The sequence below is a fragment of the Mycoplasma sp. 2261 genome (assembly GCF_053851575.1).
The window spans coordinates 1-13,051 of record NZ_JBSQAX010000008.1 but is presented as its reverse complement, the minus strand read 5'-3'; the positions used below and the strand labels follow the sequence as shown (position 1 = coordinate 13,051).

15 protein-coding genes and 2 tRNA genes are annotated in these 13,051 nt (G+C 27.9%); 8 read left to right on the top strand and 9 right to left on the bottom strand.

The window, feature by feature from the left end; translation table 4 throughout:
• Window positions 1–11 precede the first annotated feature (11 nt).
• Together ACWXVM_RS02275 and ACWXVM_RS02270 are read right to left on the bottom strand one after the other, a co-directional pair.
• Entirely contained in the window at window positions 12–647 is a 636-nt protein-coding gene (locus tag ACWXVM_RS02275; protein WP_438340581.1) for a hypothetical protein, read from the bottom strand.
• The gene (locus ACWXVM_RS02270) at window positions 647–1,651 is read right to left on the bottom strand and encodes a nicotinate phosphoribosyltransferase (protein ID WP_438340582.1); all 1,005 of its coding nucleotides are present in this window, start codon (window positions 1,649–1,651) and stop codon (window positions 647–649) included. Before ACWXVM_RS02270 ends, ACWXVM_RS02275 begins: the two co-directional genes overlap by 1 nt.
• A 113-nt stretch (window positions 1,652–1,764) precedes the next feature.
• Here ACWXVM_RS02270 and ACWXVM_RS02265 point away from each other — a divergent pair, with 113 nt between their 5' ends.
• A complete protein-coding gene (locus tag ACWXVM_RS02265) occupies window positions 1,765–2,175 on the top strand; it encodes a hypothetical protein (RefSeq protein ID WP_438340583.1) in 411 nt (136 codons plus the stop codon).
• Window positions 2,176–2,231: 56 nt separating this feature from the next.
• On the opposite strand, the gene yidC is transcribed toward ACWXVM_RS02265, so the two are convergent.
• Genes yidC through rpmH form a run of 3 tightly spaced genes read right to left on the bottom strand, consistent with a single transcriptional unit; the run spans window position 2,232 to window position 4,777 of the window.
• A complete protein-coding gene (gene yidC, locus ACWXVM_RS02260; RefSeq protein ID WP_438340584.1) occupies window positions 2,232–4,271 on the bottom strand; it encodes a membrane protein insertase YidC in 2,040 nt (679 codons plus the stop codon).
• Window positions 4,255–4,587, bottom strand: a complete 333-nt coding sequence (gene rnpA / locus ACWXVM_RS02255) for a ribonuclease P protein component (protein WP_438340585.1) — start codon at window positions 4,585–4,587, stop codon at window positions 4,255–4,257. The genes yidC and rnpA overlap by 17 nt, the downstream gene beginning before the upstream one ends.
• Before the next feature lie 43 nt (window positions 4,588–4,630).
• On the bottom strand, window positions 4,631–4,777 hold the full coding sequence (rpmH, locus tag ACWXVM_RS02250; protein ID WP_002881399.1) for a 50S ribosomal protein L34: 147 nt from the start codon (window positions 4,775–4,777) through the stop codon (window positions 4,631–4,633).
• A 328-nt stretch (window positions 4,778–5,105) separates the two neighbouring features.
• Between rpmH and dnaA the strand changes: the two genes are divergently transcribed.
• The 3 genes from dnaA to ACWXVM_RS02235 are packed head-to-tail and all read left to right on the top strand — an operon-like array spanning window position 5,106 to window position 7,804.
• Entirely contained in the window at window positions 5,106–6,467 is a 1,362-nt protein-coding gene (dnaA, locus tag ACWXVM_RS02245; protein WP_438340586.1) for a chromosomal replication initiator protein DnaA, read from the top strand.
• Window positions 6,468–6,488: 21 nt separating this feature from the next.
• Complete coding sequence (dnaN, locus tag ACWXVM_RS02240; protein WP_438340587.1) at window positions 6,489–7,586, top strand: DNA polymerase III subunit beta; 1,098 nt, start codon at window positions 6,489–6,491, stop codon at window positions 7,584–7,586.
• Window positions 7,586–7,804: an RNA-binding S4 domain-containing protein gene (locus ACWXVM_RS02235; protein ID WP_438340588.1), complete on the top strand. Its 219-nt coding sequence runs from the start codon at window positions 7,586–7,588 to the stop codon at window positions 7,802–7,804. The genes dnaN and ACWXVM_RS02235 overlap by 1 nt, the downstream gene beginning before the upstream one ends.
• Before the next feature lie 68 nt (window positions 7,805–7,872).
• Here the strand turns inward: ACWXVM_RS02235 and ACWXVM_RS02230 are convergent, their stop codons facing one another.
• Window positions 7,873–8,646 (bottom strand): MAGa3780 family membrane protein, encoded by a 774-nt coding sequence (locus ACWXVM_RS02230; protein WP_438340589.1) that lies wholly within the window; start codon window positions 8,644–8,646, stop codon window positions 7,873–7,875.
• Between the two features lie 253 nt (window positions 8,647–8,899).
• Between ACWXVM_RS02230 and rpmB the strand changes: the two genes are divergently transcribed.
• The 4 genes from rpmB to rsmA all read left to right on the top strand — a co-directional run bounded on the left by rpmB (window position 8,900) and on the right by rsmA (window position 11,414).
• Window positions 8,900–9,097, top strand: a complete 198-nt coding sequence (rpmB, locus tag ACWXVM_RS02225; RefSeq protein ID WP_438340590.1) for a 50S ribosomal protein L28 — start codon at window positions 8,900–8,902, stop codon at window positions 9,095–9,097.
• A 73-nt stretch (window positions 9,098–9,170) separates the two neighbouring features.
• Window positions 9,171–9,869 carry a 5'-methylthioadenosine/S-adenosylhomocysteine nucleosidase family protein gene (locus ACWXVM_RS02220; RefSeq protein ID WP_455994129.1) on the top strand — a complete coding sequence of 233 codons (699 nt, stop codon included), beginning with the start codon at window positions 9,171–9,173 and terminating at the stop codon, window positions 9,867–9,869.
• A 6-nt stretch (window positions 9,870–9,875) separates the two neighbouring features.
• Entirely contained in the window at window positions 9,876–10,640 is a 765-nt protein-coding gene (locus ACWXVM_RS02215; protein ID WP_455994127.1) for a TatD family hydrolase, read from the top strand.
• Window positions 10,641–10,643: 3 nt separating this feature from the next.
• Window positions 10,644–11,414, top strand: coding sequence for a 16S rRNA (adenine(1518)-N(6)/adenine(1519)-N(6))-dimethyltransferase RsmA (gene rsmA, locus ACWXVM_RS02210; protein ID WP_455994125.1), 771 nt, complete (start codon window positions 10,644–10,646; stop codon window positions 11,412–11,414).
• Window positions 11,415–11,662: 248 nt separating this feature from the next.
• On the opposite strand, the gene ACWXVM_RS02205 is transcribed toward rsmA, so the two are convergent.
• From ACWXVM_RS02205 to ACWXVM_RS02195, 3 genes are all read right to left on the bottom strand, one after another.
• A complete protein-coding gene (locus ACWXVM_RS02205; RefSeq protein ID WP_455994123.1) occupies window positions 11,663–12,460 on the bottom strand; it encodes a dimethylarginine dimethylaminohydrolase family protein in 798 nt (265 codons plus the stop codon).
• Window positions 12,461–12,579: 119 nt separating this feature from the next.
• Window positions 12,580–12,656, bottom strand: a tRNA-Arg gene (locus ACWXVM_RS02200).
• Window positions 12,657–12,662: 6 nt separating this feature from the next.
• Window positions 12,663–12,737, bottom strand: a tRNA-Cys gene (locus ACWXVM_RS02195).
• Between the last annotated feature and the right edge of the window lie 314 nt (window positions 12,738–13,051).

Below are 13,051 nucleotides of genomic sequence, written 5' to 3'. Positions count from 1 at the left end.
AAATTTTTATTTTATTTAATAAAATATTTGTTATAAATGTAATCATCGGCAATGTGATATATTTTTCTTATATATTCAAAGTAGATTTTATACTTTTTATGGTCGCCTTTTCAAATAAATTTTTTATTAATTGTCTTTGAAAACTCAATTACAAGATATAGGTCAAAAAAACCATATTTTTTTATACCATCAATAATCATTTGTTCAATAAGCATTCTTACTTTTGGATGATTTATATCAATGTCTTTTTTATAATGTTTTTGTTCAATTAAAACAAAGGCACCAAAGTAGATGTTTAGACTTGATATTTCTTTATGATATTCTTCTAAAAATAAGTTGTGGGTGTTTTTTTCTTCTTCATCTAGCTCTACGCCCTCAAATATTTTATTGACATCAATTGCGTTTTTTGCGTATTTGTTTTCTGAAGCAATAATTAGAAATATTTTTATTATTATTAGGATAAATAAAATAAGCGAAATTGAGCCAAAGATATATGATGCTATAGTTCCTCCCCTGCCTATAGAACCAAAAACATGAGACGCAACTAAAAACAAAATAATTCCTATTGCTAAAAAAAGAAAAATAACTAAGTAGCCAATAAAATTAAAGATATTATCTTTTATTTTTTTCTTGTGATTTTCTTCCATTAAATAATTTCCCCTCTATAAGTTTTAAGTTTGTTATTTTTTAGATATCCTCTTCCCTCTTTTGCGATATATTTATCATTTAATTTAGTTGCGTCGGCACTAAAATTTATTCATACTTTCAATAATGATGCTCCAACGCCGTATGTATCTACCGGTGTATTTTCATCCTCAAATTCTTTAATTCTTTTAGCATTAAATCCTGATGAAACAGTTATTTTAACATGTTTTCCATTGTTATTATCTAGAGCTTCTCTTAATCTCTTTACTTGATTTTGGGTAACACCATATTCTGCTTCTCCCTCAATAAACATTTTGTCAATTAATGCTTTCGAGGTGTCAATTCTTACTGCCTTGAGTTTTTTGCCAAATTCTTTTAAGCAGGCAAGTGAGTCTGAAATAACATCATTATGAAAATCAACAAGAGCATAAAGGTCATCGTTTGGAAATGTTTTATGGTAGGCCTTAATTGCCTTAACAATATCTCCTTCAAACATTTGAATTAAGGCATGCGGCATACTGCCAAACGTATGCTTTAGGTCGTAATTGGATGATGCAAGAGTAGAGTGGTTATATATTCCACCAACTTTAAGAGCATACGCATCATTTAGCTGGTTTATATAATGATCTGATCTATCAGCCATGCTTACAACATTTTTTCCATTAGCTGCCTTAATAACATTGTGTGCATTTGTGGCAATTGAAGTTTGCCGGGCAAGAATACCATCTATAATGCCTTCTCAAATGCCAAAATCATAGTAATGTCCTTCTAGTTCAAGTACGACTTCTCTATTATGTATTATTGACCCTTCTTCAAGATATCTTATTGTGTATTTAGACGTATCAGTGTTTTTACACAACAATTTAATGACCTCATTTATCCCACATAATTTTACATTATTGTGACGTTGAAAAAACTGTAGTGTTACTGTCTCATTTTTGCGGTATTTCTGTGAAATTTTTTTGGTCTTAAGAAAATATATCGAGATATAGTCTTTTAGTTTCATTATACCTTCTTTATTTATAAAATGAATTACATTTTTTGGTTAGCAAAATAAAAATTAATATTAAAATTATATATTATATTGTGATTAGGTAGAATAACTTTAGGAGTTATGTTATGGAACAAATTGATAAATCTGAGAATAATTATGTTGGCAAATTGTATAAGATGCAGTCATGAGCTAGCATTTGTTTTATTGTTTTTTTGTGTGCATTTATTAGCATTTTATTGGCTATATACCTGAACGGCAATGAAAATAATTATGGAAAATGAACGTCTAATCCGGTTTATATTGTAATAACAATTTTATTTATTTTTAGTATAGTTTTCGTTATTAGTTCATCTATTTTAGGATTGAAATATGCTAAAAAAAACAATAATGCAAGACTACATATTTATTTCTTATTGTCTGCAATATTTATTATCCCCTTTTTGTCGTTATATTGTATGATAGTTTCTGCTATTAAAATGTATGATTTGCATCAAAAAATAAAAAAAGAAAAGCATGGAAACAAATTAAAAAAATAGACTATAAAAAATAGCGAGCTTTTTTCAAAAAAAGCTCGCTATTTTTTATATTTAAATTATTTGAATAGGAAAGGTTGCAATTTATTTTTATATCATCTTGTTTTTTGAATGTAATGAACAGCAACGTGTTGAAGAATTGTAAATATACCACCTATTATTCAGTATATTTGCAAACCAGCACTAAAAAATATCCCTATAAAAGCAAATATAATTGGAATTAGAAATGCCTTTTTATTTGATTTTTTTATTGCAGCCCGTTGATAGGCATCAGCTTGAAGTGATTTCTTCTTCTTTAGTTTAAGAATTTTAGGCATAAATTGAGCTATTAATTGAACTGCAATTGACAGAACAACAATTGGTAAATATTGGAGCTCACCAATTTTAAATATTCTATAAATTGAAGTAGCTGAAAGCTGTATTGTATATAATGTGGATTGTTTAATTTCTGGAGAAGTTGAAATTATTCTAAATACAACAATTAATATTGGGAGGGTTATAAATGATGAGACAAGTTGTGAGAGCGGTGAAATTTTTTCTTTTTTGTATAATTCACTAATTTCCATTTGCTTACGTTGGTTCATTTGTTTATCGCCCTTGTAAGCATCATATTTAGCTTCAATCTTTGCTTTCTTTTGGTTTAATTCTTCCATCTTACTTGCGCTAAATATTGTTTTAGTTGTAAGGAAGAAAGTGATAATTCTAACAAAAATAACTGTGATAACCAACGCCAGTACCACGCTTCATCCAGTAGTTCCTAACGGTCTAATTATGGAGTTCATAAACTGAGCAACTGGATATACAAAGAAGCCATAAAAAGGACCTTGTTCCCAGTGCTCTTTATAGGTAGTTATTGGCTTGTTGGGTACAAATGCATCTGAGGCCATTAATTTAAATTTTCAGGCATCAGGAGCATAATTTCCTGCATCATTGATTGAGGAAAAGTTAAATACGCTGATTTCCCTACCGATTTTTTTATCATTTACCTTAAATAATGATTCATTTAGAGAGGTTAATGAAGCATAGTTTTTCATAACAGATGAAACCGAAAGAAAGATTTTATTTAATTCTTTACCTTCTTCTTCGCTAATTCCCTTTGCGGGACCTATTGAATTTTTATAACTAAGAATGAAATTGTTCCATTCGCTAATTAAACTATATTTATCTAACGCTCTTAATTGAGAAATGCTTTTTCCTGATTTTTTAGAGATTGCCTTGGCGAAATCAGATCTATTATTATCTTGGTCTACTCAAATCTTAAATGTTTCTGCTAATAATGTTGTGTATATATCCGCTAGAAAAACGTTATAAACATTTGAACCATTTACACCAGTTAATTCAACTCTTGAGAGGTTTAAATCTTTAACGTGTGAATAGTCAGTGACAAATTCTGTTCTTGTTTCATTTGAACCGGGAACCTTAACTTTTTTCTCATATGTTTCAAAAACAATTGAGTTAGGTAGGTAAATATCGGTTAATTTACTTACAGGGGTATATGCTTTTGTTTTTCCTTCACCTTTACTATTACCAAAATTAAGATAAATGTTGTTTAAACCATTACCATAGATAACACCTCTATGCCCATCTTCGTTTTTTATTTCGATGTTAGAGATATTTTGTCAATCATCTGGCTTGTTTGATAAAGCGGCATTGTCATTTTTTGGCTTTTGTAATTGCAATGCAAATGATGTACCACCATATATACCATATTGTCCACCGGTTTGAGCATCTTGTTTTCTTAACTGATTAATCTGTTCGTGATCTTCTAGGCCAAGATAAGTATTTGCAACTATACCGGTTTCTGTATTGATGTTTGGAACATAGAATTCATTGCGATCTTTATTCCATCTTAGTGTTGCGATGTTTGGTGAAACATAGTCGTTCTTTGTATATATTTCTTGTCCTGAACCAACTTTAGTTCCCGATTTTGTTGCAATTGATTGCACGCAACCTACTAGGCCGATAGAAATAATGATGAATATTAGAACAACCCTAATTCATTTTCAAACTTTTTTTCAGACAGCCTTTGGTTGCTTGTCAATAGGAGATTGGTTAATCCGAAAAGAATCATAGTGCTTAGAACTACTTCTTTTTGCCATCGGTTATCCTTTCATAGATTTTGTGAATAGCTTTGTTTTTTTCCTCTCAATTGAGATGGAGAAAATTTTTTCTTGCTATTATAACGGTGTCGTAATTAATTTGACTTATGTCCATTTTTCTTAGAATCGATCTGATCTGATTGCGGTAGTGATTTCTTTCTACAGCATTAGCAAACTGCTTTGGAATTGAAATTCCGCATCTGAAAAATTGCGACTTAGTAAAATAAACAATTAAATTTCGTGAAATGACTTGATTATGTCCATTAAGAATTTTTTGAAATTCTCAATTTTTTTTAACAGTATTTTTTTTATTCATAATGCAAAATTATTAATTTAAAGTTAAAACAAAAAGCATCAAATTATTTTTCATCTGATACAGTTAATTTATGTCTTCCCTTTGCACGTCTTGCTGCAAGAACTTTACGGCCATTTTTTGTTTGCATTCTAGCCATAAAACCATGCACCTTAATATGTTTACGTTTTTTAGGTTGGTATGTTCTTTTCATTTTTCTCTCCTTTTCAAAAATATTTATTATGTAAAAATACTTATATTATTTTACCAAAAAAGCAAAAATCCCCCTTGCATTTTATTAATTATTAATTAATAATTTACTTTAGTATTATTTTATGTTTTTTAGCTAACCTCTAATAAAAGTTTTTAACAAACTACTCATTTAAGTATCTTTATTTGTTGATAATTTATTTTATTATTTTTTTTCAACTTAATTTAAGAAAGAAAATAATAATAAAAGTGTTAATAAAATGTATGTAAATACATTATGTTTAATTAAAAAAAATAGTTTTGCATCAATTTAAAATATAATTTATATTTATATGAAATACCAAGAAGCTCAATTGAATCTAAATGTAGAGAATAAAATACTTCAAAATGAACTTAAAAATAACTCTAGCGATGAAATGGTTTATGAAACTTTTTTTTCTCGTCTTCAACTAATTAGTACTGATGAAAATAATGCTTATATTTTAGCACCAACATATATTATTGATTATGTTAAACAAACATATCTTCAAACTATTCAACGAGCAGTAATTAATACACTAGAAAAAAAATTAGTAGTTGTTTTGATTTCATCTATAAATGAAATAAAAAAGATCATTGATAATGAGGAAGCTCATAAGTTCATTAATTCTGAAAAGATAACTAATGTTAAAAATGATTTAACGTTTAGCAATTATTTTATTGGCAACTTTAACAAGATAACTTTTAAGGCGGTTAAACAAATTTGTAATGAATATAACGATAGTTTTAATCCCTTGTTCATTTATTCGAGTAGCGGGTTAGGCAAGACACATTTATTACATGCTATTGGCAATGAATTTAAGAAGAAAAATAAAACATGTTTATACATCAATCCGGATAATCTAACCCGAAAGTTAGTGGAACAACTTAAATCAAGAAATCAAGAGCAAATTAATAAAATTGTTGACGAACTGACTTCTTATGATTGTTTAATGTTTGATGATGTTCAACAATACGGTAATAAAGAAAGCACCTTAAATGTTTTATTTAATATTATTAACACAATGAAGACACAAAAAAATCAAATTATTTTTTGTGCTGATAAGCAACCGAACCAACTTGGTGGCTTTGAGCAAAGATTCCTGACAAGATTTGAGGGCGGTCTAATAACTGAAATTAATGATTTAAGTGTTGAGGATGTTATTAGCATTTTGAAATTTAAACTTAAAGAGAATGATGTAAACCCTGATTTATGAGAAGAGGAATCATTTAGATATATAGCAAGAAACTTTTCTTCATCAATTAGAGCGCTTGAAGGAGCAATAAGTCGCATCAAATTATTTGCTGATGGTGATGATTTCTTTACATATGATTTAAGGACAATTCAAAATATATTTAAAAATGTCACAAAAGCTGCTGAAACAATAACCCCTGAAAAAATTATTGAAACAGTAAGTAAATACTATGGCATTGATAAAAAGAAAATATCTAGCCCAACAAGAGTTAAAGAAGTTGTAATGCCTCGAAAAATAGTTATTTATTTATTGAAACATAATTTTGATTTTACTTTGAAGGAAATAGGAAAGATTGTCGGGGATCAAGCACACTCTACTGTTATTGCTTCTTTGAACTGAGTTGATGCTAATTTACAAAGTAATTCTGCTATAAAAACTGCTATTGAAAAAATTCAAAATACATTAAAAAAAGTAATATAACAATTTAAGGAGTAAGAGTTCATGGAATTAAAGATTAATAAACTTTTATTAGATGCTGCTATCGAAAGGGTGGCAAAAGCAATAGATGCCAATCCTTTTATGCCAGAATTAAAAGGCATATTACTTAGTGCTGAAGGAAATAAAATTACATTAATTGGATCAAACGGATCAATCAGCATTAAACACGACATAAATGTATCGCTTGATGCTGAAATTATTCTTCCGGGCAAAATTCTTGTTGATCTTTCATTATTTAGAAACATAGTCAAAAAATTAGATAACGATATTATTTTGAAATCAAAGGAAAATACTCTTGAATTAATCACTGAAAACGAACGTTTTTCAATAAATTTATATAATCTTTTTGAATATCCAGTTATTGATTTTTCTGTTTATGGTGATCAAGTTAAAATTAGTTGACAAAAACTGAAAAATATGGTAAAAAATGTTTCTGTTTCAGCTTCGACACTTGAAACAAATATTATTTTATGTTGTATCAATATATCTGCTCAAAATAACCAGTTTAAATTAGTTGCAACCGACAAATACCGTTATGCTGAAGAAATTGCTGAGATTGCTGATGATGTTAATTTTAATATATCAATACTTGCTAAGAATTTAAAGGATGTTTTGAATTTTGATTATAGTGGTGATGTTATTTTGAATATTTCAGATCAAAAAATATTATTTGAGTTAGACGGAACAGTGATCGAATCAAAAGTCGTTGACCAAGTTTATATTGACGTATCTAGAATTATTCCGAAATCATTTGCTTATGAATTGATCATTACTAAAAAGGAGCTAAATAGTTTATTAAACAAGGCATCGGTTATTATTTCAGAAAATTATAATAAAATTAGATTACATATTAATGACAATATTTTAACAATATCATCCACACGTGATGAGATAGCTAATGCCGAGATTAAAACACAAAAATTTAGCTATAATGATAGTGAGCTTAAATTAGCGTTGAATTCAAAATTTTTAAAAGATGCTATTCAAAGTTTTGATGATGAGATAAAGTTATCATTCACTGCTGATAAGATGCGAATTGTTATAACATCACAATCAAATCCTAAACTTTATCATTTAATTACGCCGCAAAGAGGTTTTTAATGAAAATTGAAATTTACGGAAGCGAAATTAAATTAGGTCAATTTCTCAAAAAAATAAACCTTTGTCGCACCGGAGGAATGGCTAAAATATTTTTGTCATTTCACAAAGTAAAAATAAACGATAGAATCCCTAAAGGCCGAAATGCTACTATTAGAGTAGGCGACACAGTTTGAATTGATGATCAAATCTATTTAATAAGAGAAGCGATTAATGAATAACGGCCTAATAAGTATCCAAAATTAAAAACCAACGGAAGTTGGTTTTTAAAAATTTAATTAAATAATTTCTACTTATTTTCAGAAATATTTATGCATTTTGATTGTTGAAGATTTTTATTTTTGCGGCTTATGTATTTAATTCTATATACTGCCTTTCAAAAAGCACATAGGGCAATTGGAATAACAAATCCTAAAGCGAAAATTAATATATCTAAAACAATAATTATTCCTTTATTATTTCCTTTATAAAAGAAAGGATTTTTAAAATCTAGAAATGTATAAATAATAACACCATGATTTTCCTTAATTTTATTAAATGTTGCAAAGTACAAAATAAATGCAAACATGAAGTATCCAAACAGAATTAGCATTGCTGTTAAAATTGTTTTAAAAGTTATTTTTATTTGTTTTTTAATTAGAAATAAACCAATAAAACCAAGGGTAGGATTAATTGCATGAGTTGTTAGGGATTTGATTGCATTAACTCAGTTTTCTCATGTTTCCCTTCGATATGAGATTAAGGTTCAATAAATTAAAAAAGTAACTGTAATTAATACAACAGAGATAAAAAACATTTGTTTTGCTTTTTCATTTTCTGGTTTTAGTGCTACTGAAATCAGGGTTGCAGCTAATAAAAAGTTTGATAAATAGGTAAAATAAAATAATGATGAAAAACGTTTAAAAACTAAATATAAAGTTGGTATTTCATTGTCAAAATTGTCCTTTTCTTTGTATGAAAGAATATTAAGGATCAAAAAACCCAGTGATGTTAATCCCACAAAAATGCCAAAAATTAAGTTAATAGTATTGTTTTTGCTAAGTTTATTTTTTGCTTCTAGCATATAATATACCTCCGTAATTAATTGTGTAAAATTATAATAAAATAAAATTTTCATATTACTTAAAAAAATAATTATTAACTTTAAAGTGTTGTTAAAGTAATATTGTAAAATAAGCGTCTCTAAAAATGGCAAAAACAGGTAATTTAGTTTATCTAATTTATTTTCTAAATGTGAATATGAACAAAAATTAAAAAAAAAATTAATTTAATATAAAATATTAAAGATACTGTTTTACAAAATTAAGGAGATAATAATGCCAGGAAGAGATCAATTAACAGGTCAAAAACCATTGAGTGGAAACAAGAGATCACATGCTTTGAATACCTCAAAAAGAACATTTGACCTTAACTTGCAAAAAGTAACTGTTTTAACTGAAAATGGCACAAAGAAAACTGTTAGAGTAACAGCAAAAAATGCTAGAACTTTAAAAAAATACGGTTTAGTAGCTTAATTCATATGTATAATAAGTTCTTGGAATTCCCAAGAATTTTTTATTATAAATTATTATATTATAAGGAAATAAAATGAAAAAAATTAGCCTATTTGTTGTAGCTGAAAAAGGTGAGATAGACATTCTAAATAATATTTTCTTTTTAGAAGATAATTTATTTGAAAATGAGAATACAAGCTTACATTTGTGCTTATCAAATTATTCAAAAAAAGAATTTGCATTATTGTATTGCGGTGTTGGTAAGGTTAATTCCTCATTTGGCTTAACACAAAGCATTGCTAAGTTAAAAGAAAAAGATTATCAGGTTGAAAAGATTGTTAATATTGGGCCGGCGGGTTGCATTTTAGATGTTAATGTTGGCGATGCTTTTATCATTGAAAATTCATATTATTTTGATGTTGATCTGACTAAATTACCGAATTACAAGCTAGGCCAATTACCTAATAATCAATACAAGTTTATGACAAATTCCATTTTATCTAAGGAAGTTAATAGCATTTTAGGTCTAAAAAACACTGATTTATTGTCTGCTGATAGGTTTTTTTCTAAAAATGATATTGAAAAAATTAAGGATAATTTTGAAAATATTGGGATCTTAGATATGGAGGCTTGTGCTTTAATACACTGCGCTAATTTATTAGGAATAAGAATTGCTGTTATAAAGGTAGTGTCAGACTTCTTGCATAAAAATGAAAATTTTTATATTACTAAAAAAAGTGTATGAAAAGAGAAAATATTTTTAATTTTTAAACAATTATTGGAGGAGTTATAAAATAAAATGAAATACGTAGACGTCCATACCCATCCTTTTAAGGAATATTATGATGAACCATATAGTGTTATTTTAGATTGAAAAAAGCAAGATATGGAAAAGCTTTTTATTGTAGGCACTTCGAAAAATGATTCAGTTGAAGTTATTAATTTATGCAAAAAAGATAAAGAATTTTTACACCCGATTATCGGGATTCATCCTACTGAAGCAGTTGGAAGTAGCGATGGCAATTTTATTGAGTCTATCATCAATGATGATGTTATTGCTATTGGTGAAATTGGACTTGATTATCATTATGATAATTCTCCAAGTAAAGAAATTCAGAAGGAAAGTTTTATTTCACAATTAAATGTAGCTAGAAAACACGGCATTTCTGCAATGCTTCATGTTCGTGAAGCCTTAGACGATGCTTTTGAAATAATTAAGAATTCTGAATTTAATGATATAAATATTATTTTTCATTCCTTTAGTGGGGATCTTGATTTTGTTAAGAAAACATTGCCTTATAAAAATATATATTATTCAATTTCTGGCGTAGTAACATTTAAAAATGCAAGAGCTTTACAAGAAGCTGTTATTAATATTCCTATTGATAGAATTTTGTGCGAAACAGATACACCATATTTAGCGCCAACACCGATGCGCGGTAGACCAAATATTAGTCCATATGTCAAATATACATACCAATTTATTGCCAATCTTAAGGGCATAGATGAGGAGTTACTTGTAAAGCAGGTAAGACTAAACATTAGAAAGGTTTTTGGTGTATAGAAAATGCAAATAAGGGCTAAAAAAAGTTTTGGGCAAAACTTTTTAATTAATAAAAAAATTCAACAAAAAATTGTTGAATCAGCTGACGTGGAAAATGAAAACGTTATTGAAATTGGGCCCGGTTTGGGGGCGATTACAAATTTGCTGATTGATAAGGTAAAAAGTCTTGAAGCATATGAATTAGATAAAGATTTATATGATATATGAATTAACAAGGAAGTATCAAAAAATATTAAGTTTTTAAATAAAGATTTTTTAGATGCTGATTTGGTCTCAAAATTTAAAAAAGTCGTTGTCGGTAATATTCCTTATAATATTACATCTCCCATTATATTTAAATTAATTGATAATTATAAATATGTTAAACATGCTGTTATAATGGTGCAAAAAGAAGTGGGGGATAGATTAATTGCAAAGCCCAATTCAAAAACCTATTCTAAATTAAGCGTTGCGCTTCAAAGTATTGCTAATGTTTCAAAGGTTATTGTTGCAAAACCTTCTGATTTTAACCCCAGCCCAAAGGTTGATTCGATGGTTGTAAGAATTGATTTTGCTGATAATATAGATTTTGAATTATCGCCCTTTTTAGATTTTTTAAAATTATGTTTTCAATTCAAGAGAAAAACATTAGTTAATAATTTGATATTAAAATATAATAAAAGCACTGTTTTATTAATATTAAAGAGATTGAATATTCATCCAATGTCTAGACCTGAAAATATTGGTGTAAATGACTATAAAAAGCTCTTTTTTGAGTTTTTAAATTGTTTTTAATCAAAGTTATTAATAAAAAAAATATATGCTTTATAATTAAATTATATTTCATAAAAAAATATATTAGCATGCGACCCACAAGCATGCTTTTATTTTTTATTTCAACACATTTTGATCACTTTATTTAATATAAAGAAGTACCTATTAAACATATAAATTATGTTTTGATATATATGTAGCAATAATTTTCATTGCTTTATTTTATATTTAAAACATTAAGAAACTGGGTTTGAACCCAGTTTAGTGTTTTAAAATCTTAACGATAAGCAGCTTAGTCCGCCATCTAATTTTTTATATTCAGATGTATCACAAGTAATAACCCTGTAAATTCCTAAATCTTGAATTGCTTTTAGAGTATGTGGATATCCTTCTGGTACAATCACTGTCTCATTAACTCAAATGCAATTAGCAGCATATGCTTCGCTTTTATCAACAATAATTTGATTAAATTCTTTAAATGTTGGGTAGTGTATAAATTCCCCAGAAATTAACAGATTATTATGTTCTAGATAATTAACGCCAGTCTTTAGATGTAGCATTTCTGTCATAGGAACTGGAATGCATTTTTTTCCTACACTAGCTAAAATATTATGAAATTGTCGAATGCCTTCGCGGTTTGTTCTATCAGACATACCAACGTAATAAGTATCTTTAACCATCATAACATCACCACCGTCAAGCGTTCCAGGGGCTTCGATTTTAAAAATGTGGTCTTTGTCAAAGAATTTTTCTAGATATGTCAGCATTTCATGTTTTTCGCCATTACGTGATGCTGCACCAGGATTAGATAATATTGCAATTTCTCCTGTAACAATTACAGCTGTATCTTCAACAAAACATGAGTCAGGAAAATCTTCATTTTTTGGACAAATGGTAACATTTACGCCGCAGCTTTTTAAAGCATCAATATATTTTTCGTGTTGAATTAAAGCTAGACTATAAATTGGCTTCCCTAATTCAGGAGCCGATGTTATTCCCATTGTCATTGAAGAAGCTGGTGTCTTAACTATAACATTTTTAAATTTATCTTTCATTTGATCTTTCATTTTTAAGTACTCCTAAAATTAAGTAGTTGTGAATTAATTGTATTTTATTCACAATTTAATTTTATCTAATAAAATAAATAAAAAAACGCATTCGCGTTTTTTTGGTCATTTTATTGAAATGGCGCGCCCGGCAGGAGTCGAACCCGCAACCTCTTGGGCCGTAACCAAACACTCTATCCAATTGAGCTACGGGCGCATTAAATGGAGCCACCAACCGGATTCGAACCGGTAATCAAGGTGTTGCAGACCTATGCCTTGGCCATTTGGCTATGGTGGCAACACTATATATTGCTTTATAATTATAAACTTTTTATTATTTTTTTTAACAATATTTGTAAATTCATTAATTAGCATGAAAAATGAGCCACCGATATTTTGAATTTGTTTAATTATACATTTTGCATAATTTCTAATAAAAAAAATAGCTCTACTTTAGGAATAGAATAATTTATTATAAAATTACAATTTTATTTATATCTCTTCTTATTTTTTTATAAATCTTCATTAATTGATCGCATTGAATCTATTTCTATTTGTGAAATAAGACCAGTTTTAACAAAAGATTCTAAAATTTCTGTTTTTTTAGATAAC